Origin of the sequence: Vulcaniibacterium thermophilum (genome assembly GCF_007923255.1) — a bacterium.
Taxonomy (GTDB): Bacteria; Pseudomonadota; Gammaproteobacteria; order Xanthomonadales; family Xanthomonadaceae; genus Lysobacter_F; species Lysobacter_F thermophilum.
In genome coordinates, this window is record NZ_VOHJ01000026.1 from 1 (window position 1) to 22,168 (window position 22,168).

At 70.9% G+C, this 22,168-nt stretch carries 15 protein-coding genes; 5 read left to right on the forward strand and 10 right to left on the reverse strand.

Annotation, left to right across the window (positions count from 1 at the left end; all coding sequences use genetic code 11):
- The 4 genes from FQY64_RS10705 to FQY64_RS10720 all read left to right on the forward strand — a co-directional run.
- A partial coding sequence (locus tag FQY64_RS10705) for an N-acetylmuramoyl-L-alanine amidase family protein (protein ID WP_244942404.1) occupies window positions 1–921 on the forward strand: 921 nt, incomplete at its 5' end.
- Window positions 922–1,104: 183 nt separating this feature from the next.
- Window positions 1,105–2,913: a DNA mismatch repair endonuclease MutL gene (mutL, locus tag FQY64_RS10710; RefSeq protein ID WP_146474262.1), complete on the forward strand. Its 1,809-nt coding sequence runs from the start codon at window positions 1,105–1,107 to the stop codon at window positions 2,911–2,913.
- 77 nt (window positions 2,914–2,990) lie between these two features.
- Window positions 2,991–3,923, forward strand: a complete 933-nt coding sequence (locus tag FQY64_RS10715) for a DUF1684 domain-containing protein (protein WP_146474263.1) — start codon at window positions 2,991–2,993, stop codon at window positions 3,921–3,923.
- 11 nt (window positions 3,924–3,934) lie between these two features.
- A complete protein-coding gene (locus tag FQY64_RS10720; RefSeq protein WP_146474264.1) occupies window positions 3,935–4,915 on the forward strand; it encodes a TraB/GumN family protein in 981 nt (326 codons plus the stop codon).
- A gap of 31 nt (window positions 4,916–4,946) precedes the next feature.
- On the opposite strand, the gene rnfB is transcribed toward FQY64_RS10720, so the two are convergent.
- The 4 genes from rnfB to FQY64_RS10740 all read right to left on the reverse strand — a co-directional run bounded on the left by rnfB (window position 4,947) and on the right by FQY64_RS10740 (window position 10,930).
- The gene (gene rnfB / locus FQY64_RS10725) at window positions 4,947–5,381 is read right to left on the reverse strand and encodes an Rnf electron transport complex subunit RnfB (protein ID WP_146474265.1); all 435 of its coding nucleotides are present in this window, start codon (window positions 5,379–5,381) and stop codon (window positions 4,947–4,949) included.
- Between the two features lie 72 nt (window positions 5,382–5,453).
- Entirely contained in the window at window positions 5,454–7,490 is a 2,037-nt protein-coding gene (metG, locus tag FQY64_RS10730; protein ID WP_146474266.1) for a methionine--tRNA ligase, read from the reverse strand.
- 142 nt (window positions 7,491–7,632) lie between these two features.
- Window positions 7,633–8,067 (reverse strand): DUF2147 domain-containing protein, encoded by a 435-nt coding sequence (locus FQY64_RS10735; RefSeq protein ID WP_146474267.1) that lies wholly within the window; start codon window positions 8,065–8,067, stop codon window positions 7,633–7,635.
- Between the two features lie 148 nt (window positions 8,068–8,215).
- Complete coding sequence (locus FQY64_RS10740; protein WP_146474268.1) at window positions 8,216–10,930, reverse strand: TonB-dependent receptor plug domain-containing protein; 2,715 nt, start codon at window positions 10,928–10,930, stop codon at window positions 8,216–8,218.
- Window positions 10,931–11,191: 261 nt separating this feature from the next.
- Between FQY64_RS10740 and FQY64_RS10745 the strand changes: the two genes are divergently transcribed.
- On the forward strand, window positions 11,192–12,787 hold the full coding sequence (locus tag FQY64_RS10745) for a tetratricopeptide repeat-containing sulfotransferase family protein (protein WP_146474269.1): 1,596 nt from the start codon (window positions 11,192–11,194) through the stop codon (window positions 12,785–12,787).
- Window positions 12,788–12,902: 115 nt separating this feature from the next.
- On the opposite strand, the gene FQY64_RS10750 is transcribed toward FQY64_RS10745, so the two are convergent.
- The 6 genes from FQY64_RS10750 to FQY64_RS14955 form a co-directional block, all read right to left on the reverse strand.
- Entirely contained in the window at window positions 12,903–15,749 is a 2,847-nt protein-coding gene (locus FQY64_RS10750) for a TonB-dependent receptor plug domain-containing protein (RefSeq protein ID WP_308434996.1), read from the reverse strand.
- 407 nt (window positions 15,750–16,156) lie between these two features.
- On the reverse strand, window positions 16,157–16,801 hold the full coding sequence (locus FQY64_RS10755; RefSeq protein ID WP_146474271.1) for a response regulator: 645 nt from the start codon (window positions 16,799–16,801) through the stop codon (window positions 16,157–16,159).
- A 21-nt stretch (window positions 16,802–16,822) separates the two neighbouring features.
- The gene (locus FQY64_RS10760; protein WP_146474272.1) at window positions 16,823–17,539 is read right to left on the reverse strand and encodes a sensor histidine kinase; all 717 of its coding nucleotides are present in this window, start codon (window positions 17,537–17,539) and stop codon (window positions 16,823–16,825) included.
- Window positions 17,536–20,979 (reverse strand): serine/threonine-protein kinase, encoded by a 3,444-nt coding sequence (locus FQY64_RS10765; RefSeq protein ID WP_146474273.1) that lies wholly within the window; start codon window positions 20,977–20,979, stop codon window positions 17,536–17,538. Before FQY64_RS10765 ends, FQY64_RS10760 begins: the two co-directional genes overlap by 4 nt.
- A complete protein-coding gene (locus tag FQY64_RS10770; RefSeq protein WP_146474274.1) occupies window positions 20,976–21,857 on the reverse strand; it encodes an FHA domain-containing protein in 882 nt (293 codons plus the stop codon). The genes FQY64_RS10765 and FQY64_RS10770 overlap by 4 nt, the downstream gene beginning before the upstream one ends.
- On the reverse strand, window positions 21,842–22,129 hold the full coding sequence (locus FQY64_RS14955) for a hypothetical protein (RefSeq protein ID WP_222431781.1): 288 nt from the start codon (window positions 22,127–22,129) through the stop codon (window positions 21,842–21,844). Before FQY64_RS14955 ends, FQY64_RS10770 begins: the two co-directional genes overlap by 16 nt.
- Window positions 22,130–22,168: the final 39 nt, after the last annotated feature.

Sequence of the window (22,168 nt, forward strand, 5' to 3'; positions counted from 1 at the left end):
GCGCCGCCGTCGACGGCCGTGACGGTCCCGGCCAGCGGCGCACCGGCCCCGACGCCCGGCATCGCCGCGCGCGCCGAACCGCCCGCGGCCAATGCGCCCGTCCTCGCGACCCCGCCGGCGGCCAGGCCGCTCGACCCGCCCGTGCGCGCGGAGGGCCTGCGCCCGCTGGTGATCGCCATCGACGCCGGCCACGGCGGTCAGGATCCCGGCGCGATCGGGCCCAACGGTCGCCGCGAGAAGGACGTCACGCTCGCCATCGCCCGCGAGCTGGCGCGGCAGATCAACGCCACGCCCGGCCTGAAAGCGGTCCTGACCCGCGACACCGATGTGTTCCTGCCGCTGCACCGCCGCACCCAACTGGCGCGGCAGGCGCGCGCGGACATGTTCATCTCGATCCACGCCGACGCCGCCGAGAACCGCAACGCGCGCGGCTCGTCGGTGTACGTGCTGTCGCTGAAGGGCGCCTCCTCGCAGCGGGCGCGCTGGCTGGCGGACAAGGAAAACGCGGCCGACCTGATCGGCGGCGTCAAGGTCAAGAGCGCCGACGACACGCTCACCTCGGTGCTGATCGACCTGACCCAGAGCGGCCAGATGCGCGCCTCGGAAGACGCCGCGCACCATGTGCTCAGCGGGTTGGCGCGGGTCGGCCGCAATCACAAGCCGAACATCGAACGCGCCAACTTCGCCGTGCTGCGCACCTCCGACATGCCGGCGATGCTGGTCGAGACCGCCTTCATCTCCAACCCGGACGAGGAGCGCCTGCTCACCGACCCCGGTCATCAGCGCCGGTTGGCGTCGGCGGTGCTGGAAGGCATCAACACCTACTTCACCCGCCAGCCGCCGCCGGGCACGCTGTACGCGATGCGCGCGCAGCAGGCCGCGCAGGCCACGGCCGCGACCGGCACCGGCGGCGCCCCCTGAGCCGCGGCCGCCGCGCGCGGCCGGGTGTCGTCGCGGTCGCGTCGCGCGTGCCGCATGGCGGATCGCGCGTCGGCGCTCGGCTATCATCGCGCGATCGGCACCGCGTGCCGCTTCCGCCGTGACGATGCCGCAGCCGTTTCCGACTTCCGCCCCTCCCGTCGCGCCGCGTCGCGCGCAGCGCGCATGAGCATCCGTCCGCTGCCCGACGTGCTGGTGAACCAGATCGCCGCGGGCGAAGTGGTGGAACGGCCCGCTTCGGTGGTCAAGGAACTGGTGGAGAACGCGCTCGATGCCGGCGCGCGACGGATCGACGTCGATCTCGAGGAAGGCGGCGTCCGCCTGATCCGCATCCGCGACGACGGCGGCGGCATCCCGGCGGAGGAGCTGCCGCTGGCGGTGTCGCGCCACGCGACCAGCAAGATCGCCTCGCTCGAGGATCTGGAGGCGGTGGCCACGCTCGGCTTCCGCGGCGAAGCGCTGCCGTCGATCGCCTCGGTCAGCCGGTTCCTGATCGCCTCGCGCACGGCGGACAGCGGGCACGGCGCGTGCCTGGAGGTCGACGGCGGCCGCGTCGGCGCGGTGACGCCGAAGCCGCATCCGGTCGGCACCACGGTCGAGGTGCGCGACCTGTTCTACAACGTGCCGGCGCGCCGCAAGTTCCTCAAGGCCGAGCGCACCGAGCTCGCCCACATCGAGGACTGGCTGCGCCAGCTCGCGCTGGCGCGGCCGGACATCGAGCTGCGGGTGGCGCACAACGGCAAGCCGTCGCGGCGCTGGAAGGGCGAAGGCACGCTGCTGGCCGAACCGCGCCTGCACGAGGCGCTGGGCGAAGACTTCGTGCGCCATGCCCTGCGCGTGGACCACGCCGTGCATCCCGGCGAGATGCGCGCGGCATTGCGCCTGCACGGCTGGATCGCGCAGCCGGTCTACAACCGTGCCGGCGCCGACCAGCAGTTCCTGTACGTGAACGGCCGCGCCGTACGCGACCGCAGCATCGCGCACGCGGTCAGGCAGGCCTACGCCGACGTGCTGTTCCACGGACGCCAGCCGGCCTACGTGCTGTTCCTCGAGCTCGATCCGCGCCGGGTCGACGTCAACGTGCATCCGGCCAAGCACGAGGTGCGCTTCCGCGACGGACGCCTGGTCTACGACTTCGTGCTGCGCACCCTGCAGGACGCGCTGGCGCAGACGCGCGCCGGCATCGCGTCGCCGGCGTCGCTTCCGGCGGCGCCCTCGTCCGCGCCGGCGCCGGCGGACGCCGGCTGGCGATGGGCGCCGCCGCAGTCCGCGCTCGGGTTGAAAGTGGAGGAGGCGCGCGCGGCGTACGAGGCGTTGTACGCCGCACCCGCGCCGGCCGTCGCTGCGGGTGCGCCGCCGGCGCCCGAAAGCGCCGCCGCCGCGGACGGCATGCCGCCGCTCGGCTATGCGATCGCGCAGTTGCACGGCATCTACATCCTGGCCGAGAACCGCGACGGGCTGATCGTGGTGGACATGCACGCCGCCCACGAACGCATCGTCTACGAGAAGCTCAAGACCGCGCACGACGGCGAGGGGCTGCGCATGCAGCCGCTGCTGGTGCCGCAGACGCTGGCGGTGTCGGAGCGCGAGGCCGATGCCGCCGAACGCGAGGCGGCCACGCTGGCGCAGCTCGGCTTCGAGCTGTCGCGCACCGGGCCGCAGTCGCTGCTGCTGCGCGGCGTGCCGGCGCTGCTCGCGCAGGGCAACGTCGAGGCGTTGATCCGCGACGTGCTCGGCGATCTGGTGGAACACGGCCAGAGCCGCCGGATCGCCGCCGCGCGCGACGAACTGCTGGCGACGATGGCCTGCCACGGCGCGGTGCGCGCCAACCGCCGGTTGACGATTCCCGAGATGAACGCGCTGCTGCGCGAGATGGAAGCCACCGAGCGCTCCGGCCAGTGCAACCACGGCCGTCCGACCTGGACCCGCTTCACGTTGGCGGAGATCGACCGCTGGTTCCTGCGCGGACGCTGAGCCGCGCCGCTGACGGCGCGCCTGCGTCTGTGGCATATCTGCCCACGGCCGCGCCACGGCCGAGGGGGAGAACACGCATGCGCCTTCCACGTCCTGCCGCCGCGGCCGCGCTCGCCGCCGTGCTCGCCGCCTGCGGCGACACCGCGCCGCCGCCGCCCGCGCCGAAGCCGGCGGACGTCGCCTTCCTCGCCGACCTCGAGGCTTTCCGCCAGCAGCGCCTGCAGGATCTGATGCGCCCGGACGGCTGGACCGCGCTGACCGGCCTGCACTGGATCGAACCCGGCGCGCACTACGCCGGCAGCGATCGCCGCAACGGACTGCGGCTGGCGATGGCGCCGCCGCATCTGGGCATGTTCGAACTGCGCGGCGGGCGCGTCCGCTTCGTTCCCGAGCGCGGCGTGCCGCTCACGCTCGATGGTGCGCCGCTGCGCGGCGAAGCGTGGTTGCGCACCGACGCCGACCCGGCCGGGCCCAGCCGCATCGGTTTCGACGACGGTCGCGGCGGGGCGATGGTGCTGCGGCGCGGCTCGCGCTACGCGTTGCGCACCTGGCATGCCGACGCGCCGAGCCGGCTGAACTTTTCAGGGCTCGCGCACTGGCCGCCCGATGACTCCTGGCGCATCGCTGCGAAATTCGTCACGCATCCGCCCGGACGCACGTTGGAAATCCACGACATCACCGGCAACACGTTCGCGGCGCCGAATCCCGGACGGGTCGAGTTCCTGCGCGATGGCCGCACGTTCGCGCTCGAAGCGGTGGAATGGGGCGGGCAGACGCTGTTGATCTTCGCCGATCTGACCAACGCTAAAGGAAGCTACAGCGCCGGCCGATACCTGGAACTGAAGCGGGAAGCCGGCACGACGGCGGTCGTCGTGGACTTCAACCGCTCGATCAATCCGCCGTGCGCATTCACGCCCTACACCACCTGCCCGCTGCCACCTTCGTCCAATCGGATGGAACTGGCCGTGGCCGCAGGCGAGAAGGCCTACACGCGACGACGAACGCCGTAGGGAGCGATGCGATGAAGCCGATGCGCATGTCCGCCTGGTCGACGATGCTGGCGGGCCTGCTCGGTTTCGTCCTCGCGCTGCCGGCCGCGCGCGCCGAACCCGCCACGCAGCCGTCCGCCGCGCCGCGCGGCGACGTGCTGGCGGCGACGCAGCCGCGCCCGCCGCGCCCGCTGCTGTGGAAGGTGAGCGACGGCGACAACGACCTGTACCTGCTCGGCTCGTTCCATCTGCTGTCGAAGGACGACTATCCGCTGGCGGACGAGGTCGAAGCCGCGTTCGCCGACGCCGAGCTGGTGTACTTCGAGATCTCGCCCGAGGAGATGTCGCGGGTGAACCACGCCAACGCGCTGCCGGCGCGCAGCGAGCAGCGGCTCAGCGATGTGCTGCCCCCGCAGGTGCGCGACAAGCTGGCGGTGGCTCTGCTGGAGACCGGACGCCGCATCGAGGATGTCGAGGCGCTGCAGCCGTGGGCGGTCAACATGGCGGTGCTCACCGGCATCACCGATTCGATGGGGCTGAGCGCGTCGCGCGGCCTCGACCAGCATCTGATGGGCCGCGCGCTGACGGCCGGCAAGCGAACGGGCGGACTGGAGACGGCCGGCGATCAGCGCGCGGCCCTGGCGGGCGTGTCGCTGGCGGTGCAGATCCAGGCGCTGGACGAGCTGCTGGAGCATCGCGAACTGATGGCGCGCACGATCGCCGATCTGCATGCGGCCTGGCGCGACGGCGACGTCGAGCGTCTCGATCGGCTCGCGCGCCGCAACATGCAGCAGAACAATCCCGAGAGCTACGAGCTGATCAACGTCGCCCGCAACGCGCGCTGGCTGCCGATCATCCAGTCGATGCTCGACGGTTCGCGCACCGACGATGCGCTGATCGTGGTCGGCTCGCTGCACCTGCTCGGCGAGGACGGCCTGGTGCATGCCCTGCAGCGCCGCGGCTATCGGGTCGAACGGGTGTGCGCCGACTGCGCGCAGGTCGTCGCGCGCTAACCCGCCGGCCTCGACCGCATCGGCCGTCGCGTCACGCCGCCTGCGGCTGCGGCGGCACCAGCACGATGCAGTCCACCGGGCAGACCGGCACGCACAGTTCGCAGCCGGTGCACAGCGGCTCCAGCACCGTGTGCATGTGCCTGGCGCCGCCGACGATGGCATCGACCGGACAGGCCTGGATGCACTTGGTGCAGCCGATGCAGTCCTCCTCGACGATGAGCGCCACCTGCGGCGGCTTGTGCTGCCCGAGCGTGCGGTCGTAGGGCACGGGCGGCACGCCGAGCGCCTTCGCGAGCGCCCGCGCGCCGGCGTCGCCTCCGGGCGGGCAGCGATCCGGACCGGCCTCGCCGCGGGCCATCGCCTGCGCGTAGGGCCGGCAACCGCCGAAGCCGCACTGGCCGCATTGCGTCTGCGGCAGCAGGCGGTCGAGGCGTTCGGTCAGGTCAGCGGCGTCGGGATTCGGCATCGGTAGAGCCTGGCGACATGCAAGCCGGGTCCGCGGGCGATCCGAAGCGCGAATCCGATCCCGACACCGCGCTCAACGCACCGGCATGCCGGCCTGCGCGCCGGCGTCGACATCGAGCAGGAACAGCGCGCCGCCGTCGAAGCCGGCCGACAGGATCATTCCCTCGCTCACGCCGAAGCGCATCTTGCGCGGCGCCAGATTGGCAATGAACACCACGTGGCGACCCACCAGCGCCTGCGGATCGGCGTAGCTGGCGCGGATCCCGGAGAAGATCTGCCGCTTGCCCAGCTCGCCGGCATCCAGCTCGAAGCGCAGCAGCTTGTCGGAGCCTTCCACCGCCTCGCAGGCCAGCACCTTGCCGATCCTCAGGTCGAGTTTGGCGAAGTCGTCGATGCCGATGGTCTGCGCGCCGCTCACGGGTTCGGCGGCAGCAGGGGTGACGTTCGCGGCGGCCGGCTTCAGGTCTTCCTTCGAGGCGTCGATCATGGTTTCGATCTGTTTGGGGTCGATGCGGGTGAACAGCGGCGCGTACGGGGCGATGCGGCGACCGAGCAGCGGCGCGCGGACGTCGTCCCAACCGGCCACCGGCGCCTGCAGGAACGCGTCGGCCTGCGCGGCGATGCGCGGCAGCACCGGCTTGAGCGCGGTGTTGAGCACGCGGAACAGGTTCAGGCCCTGGGTGCAGACCGCCTGCAGTTCGGCTTCGGCGCCGGGCTGCTTGGCCAGCACCCACGGCTTGCGCTCGTCGATGTACTTGTTGGCCTCGTCGGCGAGCTGCATCGTCAGCCGCACCGCGGCCGCCGCCTCGTTGCGCGCGTACGCCTCGGCGATCGGGCGCAACTGCGCCACGAAGCGCTCGTACAGCGCAGGCTCCGGCAGCGCGTCGGCGAGCCGGCCCTCGAACCGCTTCTCGATGAAGCCGGCGCAGCGGCTGGCGAGGTTGACGAACTTGCCGACCAGGTCGGCGTTCACCCGCGCCACGAAATCGGCGAGGTTGAGGTCGAGATCGTCCACGCCGCCGCTGGTCTTGGTGGCGTAGTAGTAGCGCAGCGCTTCCGGGTCGAGGCCGGCGTCGAGGTAGGTGCGCGCCATGACGAACGTGCCGCGCGACTTGGACATCTTCTCGCCGTTGACGGTGAGGTAGCCGTTGACGTGCAGGCGCGTGGGGGCGCGGTGGCCCGAGCCGTGCAGCACCGCCGGCCAGAACAGGCCGTGGAAGTTGACGATGTCCTTGCCGATGAAGTGATGCAGCTCGGCGGCGCTGTCGGGCGCCACGTACGACGCGAAATCGAGCCCGCGGCGCTCGCACAGCGCCTGGAAGCTCGACAGATAGCCGATCGGCGCGTCCAGCCAGACGTAGAAGAACTTGCCGGGGTGGCCGGGAATCCCGAAGCCGAAGTACGGCGCATCGCGCGAGATGTCCCACGCGCGCAGGCCGCCTTCCGCGTCCAGCCATTCCTGCAGCTTGGCCTTCACCGGGCCGATCGCGACGTCGCCGGCCAGCCATTCGCGCAGGAAGGCCTCGAAGCGTCCGAGTTCGAAGAAGAAGTGCTCGGACTCGCGCAGCTCGGGCGTGGCGCCGCTCAGCGCCGAGCGCGGATCCTTCAGCTCGGTGGGCGCGTAGGTGGCGCCGCAGACTTCGCAGTTGTCGCCGTACTGGTCGGCCGCGCCGCAGTTCGGGCAGGTGCCCTTGACGTAGCGGTCCGGCAGGAACATCCCGCGCACGGGATCGAACAGTTGCGCGACCGCGCGGCGCGCGATGTGGCCGCCGCGTTCCAGCGCAAGGTAGATCGACTCGGTCAGCGCGCGGTTGCGCGGCGAGTGGGTGGAGTCGTAATGGTCGAACGCGACGCCGAAGTCGGCGAAATCCCGTTCATGGCCAGCCTGGATACCGGCGATGAACGCCTCCGGCGTGGTGCCGGCCTTCTCGGCCGCCAGCATGATCGGCGTGCCGTGGGTGTCGTCGGCGCAGACGAAGTGCGCGGTGTCGCCGGCCATCCGTCGCGCGCGCACCCAGATGTCGGCCTGGATGTAGCCGACCAGATGGCCCAGGTGCAAAGGGCCGTTGGCGTAGGGCAGGGCACAGGTGACGACGAGCTCGCGCGACATGGCGGTGGGGGAAGCCAGACGAGCCGGCGATTATCGCACGGCGGGCGGACGCGCCCGGCCGCGGCGGACGCCCGCATCGCAAGGCCCCGGAACGGAACGACCCGGCGCGGGCCGGGTCGTCGCGTGCGCCTGCGGCGGCCGCTCAGTCGCGGCGTGTCCAGGTCTGCGTGCGGCCGAGCAGCGAGAAGCCCATGAAGCCGCGCACATCGAGCTTGCGGCCGCCGTCGACCGGCGTGAGCTTCACCGAATAGACCTTGCCGGAGGCGGGGTCGAGGATCTGCCCGCCTTCCCACACGTTGCCTTTCCGGCGCACGCCCCAGAGGATCACCATCCCCTTCACCGGCTTGTTCTTCAGTTCGCCGGAGCACTTGTCGCACACCGGGTTCGGGCCGCGATCGGAGTGCAGGATCTCGACCACGCGGCCCGACAGCGTGCCGTCGCGCGCCTCGAAGATCTCGACCACCGACTTCGGCTTCTTGGTCTTGTCGTCGATCGTCGTCCACGTGCCCACCGGCGACTGCGCGAACGCGGTCAGCGGCAGCAGCAGAAACAGCAGGGCAATCAGTCTGGTGCGCATGGTCCCTCCCGAGGACAGTCACTGGCGTGCTCGCACGGACGTGCGATGCGGCTTTATACCGCATCCACCGCCGTATGGAAGCCAAGGCGGCGCTTGCCGGGTTCACAAAGAAGAAGCCCGGCTTGCGCCGGGCTTCCAGGGACCGCACTTACTTGAACCGATACTGGATCTCGGCGCCGAACTCGCGACCGATCGGGCTGTAGGCCCGCCAGAAGTACGGGTAGCTGTTGAAGCCCTCGTCCTTGGGGTGCAGCTTGTCGAACACGTTGTTCACCTGGAAATTGACGCTCAGATTCTCGGTGAGCTTCTTGCCGACGCCGACGTTCCACACGAAGTACGGAGCGATACGGCCGGTCTCCTGCCAGTTGGGCAGGCTGCCGTAGCGCAGCATGAACACGGCCGCTTCCCAGTCCCCCTTGTTCCACGTCCAGGTGCTGCGGATGCGGCTGCGGAAGTCGAAGTTCGTGAGGTCGTCGCGGTAGCTCAGGGTCGGGTCGGTCCTGAACTGCTGCGTGGTCTGCTCGAGCGTGTGCGACCAGGCCAGCACCCAGCGGAAGTCGCCCCAGCGGTCGGTATCGAGGCGGTAATCCAGCGAGGCATCGATGCCCTTGGTGCCCAGGAACGCGCGGTTGATCGGACCGCGGCGGATTTCCGAGATCTGGCCATCCTGCGTCGTGCCCGGGGCGTTGATGCGGCTGACGCGCGACAGGATGTCCTGGCAGAACGCGGAGCCCGGCGCGTACTGGAACGGCGTGCGGTTGCGCGTGAGGCCGGTGACGCAGCCCGCCTCGGAGTCGAGGATGAACGTGGTGGTGATGTCGGCGACGACGCCTTCGAGCTCGATCTCGTAGTAGTCGGCGGTGATCGACAGCCCGTCCATCACGTCCCACACGAAGCCCGCGGTCCACGACTTGCCGGTCTCTTCCTCCAGCCCGGTCGAGCCCTGGCGGACGCTGAAAGCCGTGTAGTTGAACGTCGGGTCCGTGCCGCCGCACTGGGTCGAGGTGCGGCCGGTCTCCAGGCAGCGACGGGTGTCGAAGATGGCGCTGAACGCGCCGCTGCGCTCGGCGAACACGTAGTGCATGTCCGGCGCGCGGAAGCTGGTCGAATACGAGCTCCGAACCAGCAGGCTGTCGAACGGACGCCATTCCAGACCGGCATTCCACGTCTTCGCATCGTCGACGTTGGTGACGTCGTCGTACTTGTCGTAGCGGCCGGCGAGGCTCGCCTTCAGCGAATCGAGAATCGGGATCGAGAACTCGACGCCGAAGGCATAACGGTCGCGTTCGCCGCCACCGCCGGTGCCGGTCAGATTGTAGATCTCACGGCGGTCGGGAAGGATGCGCGGGTCGGCGTCGAGGTCATACGCCTGCGACGCCGCTTCGAGCACGGTCGCGAAACCCAGGGGGCCTGCGGGAAGCTGGAACAGGTCGCCCGTGAAGACGAAGCTCGCCTGCGTGACTTCCGATTCGGCCTTGGTCTTCACCTTGGTCGACAGCGCGCTGAACTCCGCCGGCGTAAGCGCGCGGTAGTAGCGGGCCGTGTTCAGGCGATAGACCGGGAAGCCGCTCTGCGTGCCGAGACGCGGACCGAGGAACCAGTCGTTCACCAACGACGCCACGAGGCGGGGCTGAGCCGCATCGATGTGGTACTCGGCGCGGCTGATCGTGGCGTCCCAGTCGAAGCGGTCGGCGATCGTGCCCTTCAGACCGACGGCGAAATCGTAGGAGCGCTCGTCGTAATGCGAGAGGAGCGATTCGACGCCGCCCGACTCCTGCGGCGTGAAGACGCGCTGCGCATCGACGAAGGTGTTGAACTGCGGGTCGAACCAGATCTGACCCACCGTCGGACCGGCCCAGAACTGGGTGCCGCCGGTGGAGGCGCCGTCCGACTTCCACGCCTGCAGGCTGGCCCACACCTGCATGCCGTTGTCGAAGTCGTACGTACCGTAGAGATAGCCGGACAGATCGTCGTTCTTGTTGGCGATCGTCTGGTAGCCCACGTCGTTGAACGTGCCGCAGGCCTGGCCCAGATTGGCGCCGCTGATCGAGCTCACGTAGTTCCAGCGCACCCACTCGTCGCCGAACTGTTCGCACGCACCCGCCGGCGGGGCGATGTAGTTGTTGGTCGTGCGCGTGCGGTTACGCAGACGCATCGTACCGATCGGCTGGATGCCGCCGATCGCCGGCGGCAGCGGGTTGTCCTGGAGCGAATCCATGAAATCCCGCTGGTACGCGAACAGCGGTTCGGAGTAGTAGTACTCGAACGCGTACGTCAGGCTCCAGTTGTCGCCGGTCTTGCCGCCGATCCACTGCAGATCGAACTGGTCGCGACCGCCGCGGCTCGTGGTCCAGCCACCGAGCTTGACCAGGTCGCCCTCGAAGTTCGTCTTGAGGACGATGTTGACCACGCCGGCCACCGCGTCCGAGCCGTAGATGGCCGAGGCGCCACCGGCGAGAATCTCGATGCGCTCGACGGCCGCCGCCGGAATGTTGCCGAAGTTCTGGAAGTTGCTCTGGCCGTTGTACGGCAGCGGGTAATCGGCAGCGCGACGGCCATTGATCAGCAGGAGCGTCCTGCCGGGGCCAAGGCCGCGCAGGTTGATCACGCTGGCGTTGGGCGTGAAGCCGCTCTGGAAGATCTCGTTCTGGACCGAACCGGTCGCCTGGCTGAGCGTATTGAGCGCGTCGTAGACGGTATTGAAGCCCTCGCGCTCGATCTGCTGGGCGGTGATGATGGTGACGGGCGACGGGCCCTCGACCTCGGCGCGCTTGATTCGCGAGCCGGTGACCACGACCTTGTCGATCTCGGTGGCGTCCTCGTCCTGTTCCGTGGACTGCTGTTGATCCTGTGCCAGTGCCATGCCGGGCACGAGGAGGGCGGCAAACAAGGCAGCCGCCAAGGGGCTGCGCCGCAGCGCAGCGGAATTGGCCTTCGACATTACTTCCCCCTAGGAAGGAACATTGGATACGGACAGGCGGTCGCCCCTAGACCGCAGCCGGCGAACCGGCTGGCTCGACCTTAACACGTCGTTAATGCCCCTGTCATACCGGCATGGTGGCGGGCGCGGTCCGGCGGCCGCATGCGTCCACTACGATGAGCCTCCGTCTCCCTGGAGTACCTGATGAACGAAGTCGCCGCCGCTTACGCCCGCGCCGTCGGGGCGCTCAACCGCGGCGACTGGCAGGAGGCGGGAGCGCTGGCCGACCGGTTGCTGCGGGCCCGGCCCGATCACGCCGGAGTGCACTTCGTGGCCGGCGTGGCCGCGTTGCAGCTTCAGCAGATGCCGCGCGCGCTCGGCCATCTGCAGAAGGCGGTCGAGCTCAATCCGCAGCGGGCGGATTATCTGGCGCAGTTCGCGCGGGCGCTGGCGGCGGGACATCTGGTGCGGCAAGCGGCCGAAGTCGCGGCGCGGGCACTGGTGCTGGAGCCGACCGATCCGCTGACGCTCGACACGCTCGGCGTGGTGTTCACGCAGGCCAACGCGCATGCGCAGGCGGCGCGGGCGTTCGGGCGCGCCGCGGCACTGGCGCCGGACGTGGCGAGCTACCGCTTCAATCACGCGACCTCGCTCACCTTCGCCGGCGACATCGACGCCGCCGAACGCGAATACGAAGCGTGTCTCGCGCTCGACGCCCGCTACTGGAAGGCGCACCTCGCGCTGTCGCAACTGCGCAGGCAGTCGGCCGAGCGCAATCATCTCGACCGCCTTGCCGCGTTGCTGGCCGAATCCGGCTCGGAGCCGGCGGCGCGGCTGTATCTGCACCTGGCGCTGGCGAAGGAGTACGAGGACCTGCGGGATTACCCGCGGGCGTTCGAACACCTCGTCGCCGGCAAGGCCGCGGGGGGCGCGGGCCGGGGCTACACCATCGAGCGCGACAAGGCGTTGTTCGACGCGCTGATGCGCGCCTTTCCGACGCCCGCGGGCGTAAGCGGCGGGGCGGCGAGCCGGGAGCCGATCTTCGTCATCGGCATGCCGCGTACCGGCACGACGCTGGTGGATCGCATCCTGTCGAGCCATCCGCACGTCCACTCGGCGGGCGAATTGCCGAACTTCGGGGTGCTGCTGAAGCGCGCCTCGGGCAGCCGCACGCCGCATCTTCTGGACGCGGACACCGTCGAGCGCGCGAGGAGCGTCGACTGGGCGCGGCTGGGCGAGGCGTACGTGGCGAGCACCCGGCCGGGCACCGGCCACACGCCGCGTTTCGTCGACAAGCTGCCGCACAACTTCCTCTATGCCGGCTTCATCGCGCGCGCGCTGCCGAACGCGAAGCTGGTGTGTCTGCGGCGCGATCCGCTCGATACCTGCCTCAGCAACTTCCGGCAACTGTTCGCGCAGGGCTCGTCCTATTACGACTACTCGTTCGACCTGCTCGACACCGGGCGCTACTACGTGCTGTTCGAGCGCCTGATGGCGCACTGGCGCGCCGTGCTGCCGGGGCGCATGCTGGAGCTGCGCTACGAGGATCTGGTGGACGATCAGGAGCGCGAGACGCGACGCCTGCTCGAGTTCTGCGAGCTCCCCTGGGACGACGCCTGCCTGCGGTTCGAACACAACCCCGCGCCGGTCGCGACCGCGAGCGCGGTGCAGGTGCGCGAACCGCTCCATCGCGGCTCGATCGGCCGCTGGCGGCGGTACGGGACGCAGCTCGGCGCGTTGCGGGCGCTGTTGGCGGCCGAAGGCGTCGCGATGGACGAGGCGGAGTCGCGGCGGGTCTGAGGACCGCGCAACGCCACGCGTCCTCGCTCGTGCGCGCGCAAGTTCGGACGTCTGCACGAAAAAAGAGCCCCCGCATCGGCGGGGGCTCCAGGGTTGAGAGCGAACCGGTCGTCGGTCAGTTGCCGAACGTCCAGCGGGCCTCCATGTAGACGGCGCGACCGTACACGTCGTACTGCTGATCGTTGTACGGAGAGCCCGACGTGCCCGGGTAGGTGCGATCTTCCTCGGGCATCTCGTTCAGGAGGTTGTTGACCATGAGCGAGAGGCTCAGGTTGTCCAGCGGCCGGTAACCGATGCTCAGGTTGTAGGTCACGAACGGATCGAGCTTGCCCGCGAACACGCGGCCGTTCACGCCCTGCAGGCCGGCATCGTCGTACGTACCGAGCACGCGGGCACGGTAGTTCGGCGTGTGGCCCATGTAGTTCACGTAGAACGTCGAGTTCCACCGGTTCTTCGACCACGTGATCGACGCGTTGCCCTTGCTCTTCGGGTCGCTGCTCCATTCCGGACGGCGCAGGATGTCGATCTCCTCGTCGCCTTCGAACTGCCAGAAGCGGTGCTTGATGTTGTTGGTGTACGAACCGCGGACCAGGAACTCGCCGATGTTGCCGGCATCGAACTGGTAGCTGACGCTGGCGGTGACCGCATCGAGCACGCGTCGGGCCTCGTTCACCTTCGGCGCGTAGATGTAGACGATCTGGCCCGTGCTGTCGCGTTCGATCTTGCCGAGCGCGTCCTGGCAGACCGGCGAGTTGATGTCGAAGCCGGGCTGGCCGGTGCGGCAGTAGTACTCGCGCAGCGCCAGGCCGTCGAAGTTCTGGGTGTCGATTTCGTCTTCGATATCCCAGTGGTGGTAGTCGACGCTCATCGAGAACTGGGCGGTCGGCGCCCAGACCACGCCGTAGCTCCACACGTCCGCGTTCAGCGGCTGCAGGTCCGGGCTGCCGGACGTTTCGCCGAAGAACTGCCGGTTGGAGAATCGCGACGGGCAGGCGTCGACTTCCGAGGGGTCGAAGCCGAGCTGGCTGCAGGCGTAGTAGTCGGTCACGAAGCTGTAGAAGCCGCTCATGCCCTGGAAGTTGTCGGCCAGGGTGGGGGCCTTGAACGCCGTGCCGTACTTGCCGCGGATCAGCAGGCTCTCGATCGGGCGGAACTCGAGACCGACCGAGTAGGTGGCCTTGTTGTAGCTGTCGATGCCGTCCGGACGGTAGTCGTCGTAACGACCGGACACCGACGCCGTGAGCATGTTGTGCAGCGGCAGGCGCAGTTCGCCGGTGACGGCATAGCGATCGCGCTCGCCGGCGCCGTCGACCGAGGTCGTGCCCCACACCTCGCCGTTGAGCAGGCGCGGATCCGGGTTGTATTCCCACTTCTCGCGGGCCGCCTCGACCGCCAGCGCCATGCCCGCATCGCCGCCAGGCAGACCGAACAGGGCCGAGTTGGTGATCTGGAAGCGCGCGAGCGTGTTCTCGGTCTTGCTCTCCGAGTCCGTGTAGCCGGTGAAGCTGCGGAAGTCCTCCGGCGCGATCGGCTGATAGAAACGTGCGTAGTCGGGCGTGAACACCGGATACGCGCCGAAGTACGGATCGTAGGTGATGGGCGCGCCCGTCGGGTTCAGCACGTTGTCCAGGAACCACTGGTTGATGGGATCGGCGAACCGGGCGAAGCTGCGCTCGTTGAGCTTGTAGTCGATGCGCGAGAGCGAACCGTCGTAATCCCATGCGGTACCGAAAGCGCCACGGATGCCGAGATTGACGGCGGTCGACTTGCTCTCGTCGAAGCTCATCGAGTTCTCGAAGCCGCCCTGACCCATGTCCTCCGGGGCGAACGCGCGCTGGAGGTTGACCAGGCCGTCGAGATTCGGGTCGTAGTAGTAGCCCCACTCCACGCCGGTGCCCCACCAGGTGTAGTTCGAGCCGATGTGATAGCCCACCTTCTCGTCGTTGTAGAGCACGTCGCCGTAGAGCTGGTGGTTGTCGCTGACGTCGAACGTAGCGTGCGAGTAGATCTGGAAGCTTTCCTTCTCGTTGCGCAGCGTGCGGTAGCCCGGCGTATCGAAGGAGCCGCAGTAGTAGCCGACGGTGCCGGTCGCGCGGTAGCGCAGGTCCACCGTGCCGCCGAACAGATTGCGCACGTTCGCGCAGTTGTTCGGATCGCTGAACGCGTACTCGAAGCGGTCGAAGCCGGAGTTGGCCAGGTCGACGAAGCCGTAGACCAGCAGGTCGCGGCTGGCGATCGGCACGCTGGTGCCGCCACGGTAGAAGCTGGACGTGACGTCGCGCTGATAGCCCCAGATCGGCTCGCGGTTCTCGTACTGTCCGCCGAGGAGCACGTTGAAGCGGTCCTCCGCGAAACTGAAGCTGGTCGCCGCGCTGACGCGTCCGGAATCGCCGCCGCCTTCGGTGTAGGTACCGCCGCGCACGCTGACCACCGGCGCATCGAGCCGCTTCTTCAGGATGATGTTGATGACGCCGGCGATCGCGTCGGAACCGTACAGCGACGACTGGCCGCCCGGCAGGATCTCGATCCGCTCGACGAGCTCGATCGGCACGCCGCTGATGTTGTTGAACGCTTCGCTGCCGTTGTACAGCGCCGGGTAGTCGGCCATCGGCCGGCCGTCGATCAGGTACTTGGTGTAGCTGACGCGCAGGCCGAACAGGCTGGCCGTCTCGGCGCCCTGGGTGAACGACGCCGAGCTCTGCGAGCCCTGGACGCCACCGGTGGCGAACGACGCCTGCTGGATGACGTCGGAAACGTTGGTGAAACCGCGGGCGCGGATGTCCTCGGCGGTGATGACCGTCACCGGCGTGAAGGTCTCGACCTGCGACTGCGGAATCAGCGAGCCGGTGACCACGACCTTGTCCAGCTCGGTCGCGCCCTGCTCCTGATCCGTGGACGACTGCTGGTCCTGCGCGAGCGCCAGACCGGGCACGAGGAGGGCGGCAAAAAGAGCGGCCGCCAAGGGGCTGCGCCGCAGCGCAGCGGAATGAACCTTCGACATCACTTCCCCCTCAAAAGGAACCATGGAAAGAAAAAAACGGCCGCCCCTCGACCGCAGCCGGAACATCCGGCCGTCGCGAACCTAGCATGGGGTGGTCACTGCGGGATACCCAGGGCATCCTCGCCCTGGCGCCGCAAACTTCGCGGACGGCCCTCCTCTGCGGTCCCTCGCCTCATCCGGACCGTACAACGCCGGGCGTGAAGGCGCTTTGCAGAATCTGGCGTCATCGCCTGCCGCCGCACGATCGCGATGGCGATCGGCCTTCGCTCGTGCGCCGCAGCCGTGGGCGTCGCCTGGCTTCGAAGTCTTTGTCCGCGCCGCGGGCCTGATTCGCCGGCACGGCGTCCGCGCTGCCGCTGGCGGGGCCGCTAGCTGACCAGTCCCCGCTGCACCGCGTAGCGCACCAGCTCGGCGGTGTTGCGCATGCCGAGTTTGTCGAGCACGCGGGCGCGGTGGTTCTCGGCGGTCTTGACGCTGATGTCCAGTTTGCGCGCGATTTCCTTGGTGGTGAGGCCTTCGGCGATCAGGTGGAAGACCTCGCGCTCGCGGGCGGTGAGGGTGCCGTAGGGATCGGCGGCGTCGCGCTCGGGGTGCTGGAGCTGTTCGGCAAGGGTGCGCGCGGCCTGCGGGCCGAAGTAGGCGTGGCCGGCGTGCAGGCTGCGCACCGCCGCGACCAGCTCGGAGGCGGGGCTGTCCTTGACCAGATAACCCGACGCGCCGGCGCGCACCACGCGCAGCACGTATTCCTCTTCCTGATGCATGGTCAGTACCAGCACGCGCGCGTTGGGGATGCGGCCGTGCAGGCGGCGCACCACCTCGATGCCGTTCAGGCGCGGCATCGACAGGTCGACCACGATGACGTCCGGGTGGCTGCTCTCGGCCTTCTCCAGCGTTTCGATGCCGTCGCCGGCCTGGGCGACGACTTCGATGTCGCCGGCGGCCTGCAGCACGCCGACGAGGCTTTCGCGCACGAGGGTGTGGTCGTCGGCGATCAGGACGCGGATGGGCCTCATGCGCGCAAGGTGCGCGTCGGGTCAGGCGGCGTCAAGCGGCACGCGGGCGCGCAGGCGCGTGCCGGCGCCGGGCCGCGACTCCAGTTCGAAGCGGCCGCCGTACAGCCGCAGGCGCTCGCGCATGCTGCCCAGGCCGCTGCCGCCGCTGCGCAGGGCCTGCGCCGGATCGCAGCCCCGGCCGTCGTCGGCGATCTCCAGTTCGATCTGCCCGTCGGTCACCGTCAGCCGCAGCGACACGTTGCGCGCCTGCGCGTGGCGGATCGCGTTGGTGAGCGCTTCCTGGGCGACGCGGAACAGCAGCGTCTGCAATTCGCTGTGCAGCTCCGGCAGCGGGGCGATGTCGGTTTCGATGGCGGGGCCGCCGGCTTCGCCCAGGCTGCGCGCGAGCCAGCGCAGCGAGGGTTCGAGGCCGAGGTCGTCGAGCATCGGCGGACGCAGCAGACGCGAGAGCTTGCGGGTGTCCTCCAGCGTGGCGCTGCACAGCGCGATCGCCGCCTCGAGCTTGGCGCGCAGGGCATCGCTTCCCGGCGGCAGCTCGCCGCCGAGCAGGGCCAGGCGATGCTTGAGCGCGGTGAGGTTCTGGCCGATGCCGTCGTGCAGCTCGCGCGCCAGCCGGCGGCGCTCGTCCTCCTGCACGCGCCAGACCGCGCGGCCGAGGCGGCGGAATTCGGCCTCGTTGGCTTCGATGCGCTCCAGCAGGCGCTGGTAGTGGGCGCGGAGGTCGGTGTCGTTGCTCATGTGCGGTGTCGGGCTGCCCTCATCCCCACCCCTCTTCCGGCCCGCCGCAGTGCGGCGGGCGCTCGTCCGCGCGCGAGCCGGTGGCCCGCAAGCGCGCCTCCTCGCCCCGCAAGCGGGAGAGGGGCTCGGGGCATGTCGCGGGTGGCGTTCCCCCGCACGCGGGAGAGGGGTTGCGCGAGGGTGAGCGCACGCACTTCGGCGGCGGCGTCGAAGCCGGCCTGCAGCGGCGCCGGGATGGTCGCACGCAGGTCGCGCAGCGCCGTCGCCGCGCTTTGCTGCGCGCGCGCGGCGGCCGGGGCGTCGCCCGCCCGCGCTAGCGCCTGCGCGCCGAGCGCGTGCAGGCGGAACGCGCGGACGTAGCGCTTGCCGCGCAGCAGGCCCTGCGCCTCGCGGTAGTGGCGGACGGCGGCGGCGGGGTCGTCGCGCAGGGCGCGTTCCAGCGCCTGCTCCAGCCACAGCAGGCGCAGGCCGACGTGGCCGAGCGCGGCGGTGCGGGCGTCGAGGTCGGCGCCGCCGGTGAGCAGATCGATCTGCACCTGCAGTTGCGGCACGCCCGACGCCTGCGCGAGGCGGCGCGCCAGCGCCAGTTCGCGCTCGGCCTCGCGCGGGCGCGCGGCGCGCAGGTGCAGGGTGGCGCGCGCGCCGGCGGCGATCGCCTGCTGCTCGGAGGCGGCCTGCGCGAGCAGCGGCGCCAGCGCGTCCAGTTCCGCGGCCGCGCGCGCGTCGGCGTGGGCGGCGAGGAGCGCCTGCGCCTGCAGCAGACGGGCGTCGGTCTCGCCGCGCGCGTCCTGGCGGCTGTGGAACAGGGCGCGCGCCTTGCCGGCGTGGTCGAGCGCCTCGCCGAGCCGGCCCTGCCAGAGCGCGAGCTCCGCGAGGTTGCGCCGGCTGACGGCGATCTCCTCCAGCATCTGCGCCTGGCCCGCGCTGCGCAGCGAGCGCTCCAGCCGCGTCGCCGCCTCGCTCCAGCGTCCGCGCGCGATGTCCAGCAGCGCCAGGTTCTGCGCGGTACGCACATCGCCGGTACGGTCGCCGAGCCGGGCGTAGGCGCCGGCGGCCTGCTGCCAGAACGCCTGCGCGTTGTCGTAGGCGCCGAGCTGGTAGTGGGCGAAGCCGATGTGGTTGAGCGTCTCGGCGACGCCGTGCGCATCGCCCACCTGTTGCAGGCCCTGCAGGGCGCGGCGGTAGGCCTCCAGCGCGGCCGCGAAGTCGCCGCGTTCCTCGGCCAGCAGGCCGATCTCGTTGTCCACGGCGGCGAGCCCGGCGCGGTCGCCGATCGATTCGTACAGCGCGCGCGCCTGCTGCAGCCGGCGCGCGGCCGGCTCGAACTGGCGGCGCAGGCCGAGCACGGCGGCCAGATTGCGCAGGCTGGTGGCGAGCCCGCGCCGGTTGCCGACCTTCTCGCGCAGTTCGACCGCGCGGCGGTACTGTTCCTCGGCGTCGGCGGTCTGTCCCAGCCGGCCGTAGCCCACGCCGAGCGCGTTGACGGTCTCCGCCTCGCCGTACACGTCGCGGCTGCGCTTGAACAGCACCAGCGCGCGCAGCAGGTAGTCGTCCACCGCGCGGCGCGCGTCGCCCTGCAGGATCGAGAACTTGCCGAGCTCGAACCACACGCGCGGATCGCCGTCGTCGCGCTCGGCGAGCGCGCGCAGGGTGGCGAGCGCGTCGTCGAGGCGGCCGTCGGCGCCGAGCGCGCGCGCAAGCTGCAGCGAAGCTTCGGTGTCGTCGGGTGCGGCGGCGGATAGCGCGCGCCAGATGGCGACCGCGGCGGCGGCGTCGCCCTCGTGCAGGGCGCGCGCGGCCTCGATCCGGCGTCGCAGGCGCTCCGGCGCGCGCAGCGCGTGGCGTTGCGCCTGTTCGAGTGCGGCGTAGGCCTGTTCGTCCTCGCCGATGGCATCGGCGGTGGCCGCCAGCGCCAGCCACAGCCGGGGAGAGTCCGGTGCGGCGGCGGTCGCCTGGCGCAACCGCTCCAGCGCCTCCGGCAGGCGGTCGCGCACGCGCGCCTGCAGGGCCGCATCGAACGCCTGCAGAGCCGATGCCGGCGGCAGTTCGGGCCGCAGCGCGTCCGGCTTCAGCGCCAGCAGCGCGGCCAGGCGCGGCAGCGCGGCTGCGGTGGCGCCCGCCGGATCGGCCGCGCCCGGGGCGTCGAGCACGCGCACGGGGGCATCGCCGGCCGCCGTCTGCAGGCTCGCTTCGAGCCGCCAGCCGGCGGTTTCGCGCCGCAGGCGCAACTGCAGGGTGCGGTCGGCGCGCGCCAGCCGCGCCACGGCCTCGGCAGGCGGCGGGCTGACGCCGGTCGGGTCGAGCTGGTGCACCGCCTGCAGCGTGCGTTCGCCGTCGACCACGACCACGCCCGCATCCGCCAACCCCTCGCGCAGCAGCTCGGCCAGCGCCAGGCCGTAACCGCCGCCCGCGGCCGGCATGTCCACCGGCATCACCAGCAGGCGCTGCAGCGGCGGCGTGGCCGGTGCGGTCTGCCGCTGCGACCACCACCAGGCGCCGCCGCCCAGCAGCGCGCCGCCCAGCGCGACCGCGGCCAGGCGCAGCCAGGTCCGGCGGCCGATGCGGAACTCGCGCGGCACCTCGCGGGTGTCGAGCGCGCGGATCACCTCGGCGGCGCTGGCGAAGCGGTGCGCCGGCTGCGGGCGCAGCAGACGGTCGACCAGCCGCGCCAGCCACGGCGGCACGTCGGGCCGGTGCACGGTGACCGGCTTCGGCGTGCTCACCATCCGCTGGCCGAGAATCTCGGCCATCGTGCCGCCGGCGAACGGCGGCGTGCCGGCCAGCATCTCGTAGAGGATCAGCCCGAGCGCGTAGAGGTCGCTGCGCGCGTCCACCGGCTCGCCGCGGGCCTGTTCGGGCGAAAGGTAATCCGGCGTGCCGAGCACGGTGCCGGACTGCGTCAGCCCGCTGGTGACCAGCGAGCGCGCCACGCCGAAGTCGCTGATGTAGGCGTTGCCCTCGCGGTCGAGCAGGACGTTGGCGGGCTTGAGATCGCGATGCACCACGCCGCGCGCGTGCGCCGCCGCCAGGCCCTCGGCGATCTGGCGGGCGATGCGCAGCGCGTCCTCCAGCGGCAGACGGCGTTCGCGGTCGAGGCGGCGGTCGAGCGGCTCGCCGTCGACGTAATCCATGCTGATCAGCCAGCGGCCGTCGTGCTGGGCGATGTCGTGGATGCGCACCACATGCGGGCTGGACACCTGCCGCGCCAGCAGCAGCTCCTGGCGGAAGCGCTCGAACGCCTCCGGCCTGTGCGCCAGCTCCGGCCGCAGCAGCTTCAGCGCGACGACGACCTGCAGCGCCTGGTCGAACGCGCGGTACACCACGCCCATGCCGCCCACGCCGACCAGCCCCTCGATGCGGAAGCGGTCGGCGAGCACCAGGCCCGGCGCGAGTTCGGCGTGGGTGTACAGGCCGGTGGCGGTGGGACTCGGGTCGGTCATCCGCCGGCCTCGCGGGCATGGGCCGCCACGATCGCATCCCAGCCGGGCGCATCGTTCAGGGCATCCAGCCCGCGGTCGGCCAGCAACCACAGCGTCGCGCTTTCCGCGAACGCCGCCAGCAAATCGCGATCCAGTTCGGTCAGCGGCGGGCCCGGCTCGCGGCGGTCGGCGTAGACCGCGCCGAGCACGCGCTCGCCGTCCAGCAGCGGCAGGCAGACCAGGCTGCGCAGGCCGCCGGCGACCACCGACGCGCGGCCGGCGAGCCAGGGTTGGCTTGCGACTTCGTTGACCACCACCGGCTGCCTGCGCTCCAGCGCGCGCCGCACGGCGCCGACGCTGCCGGAGAACTGCCGCGCGACCAGCGCGCGCGGATCCAGCCCCACCGCCGCGCGCACCACCGGCGGCGCGCCGCCCTGCGCCAGCAGCAGGAAGCCGCGCTCGCAGCCGGCCAGTTCGAGCACGCCGCGCACGATGTCCTCCAGCACGTCGTCCGGGCGCGGGCGCGCACCCAGGCGGCGGGTCATCGCCTGCGACAGCGCGCGCCGCTCGTTCGCCAGCGCATCGAGCGACTGCGCCTGCGCGGCGCTGATCGGTTCGAACTCGCAGTACACGTCGCCGAACCGCAGCCAGCAGGGGCGGGCCAGCAGCGCGTCCTGGACGCGCAGGCCGTCGACGTAGGTGCCGTTCTTGCTCTCCGCATCGCGCAGGCGCCAGGCCAGCCCCTCCGATTCCAGCCGCGCGTGGTGGCGCGAGACGGACGGGTGACCCAAGCGGAAGTCGTTGTCGTCGGCGCGCCCGATCGACAGCGGGACGCCGTCGGCGACGACACGGGTGGCGGCGGCATCGTCCGGGAGATAGGCGATCAGGCGCGCGGGCATGCCCCGAGTTTACGGTAGAGGGTGTGCCGCACGGACAGCGGCCGCTCCGGCGCGCCCGCGTGCCGCCTCAGCGCTGCGGCCGGCGCGCGGCCCCGACCGGCGCGGATCGCCCAGCGGCGCACGCGACGCGCCTCGGCCGGTTCCAGCTGCAGCACGTCCTTGCAGACCACCATCGCCTCGGTGCCGACCACCAGCGCGAGCGCGCGCGTCGGCATCCGCAGCTCGGCCTGGCGCAGTTCGTCGCGCAGCGGCGCGAGCGCGGCCTCGATCAAGCGGCGTGGCGGTCCTGCATCGGCCCGCGCGGGGGCGGG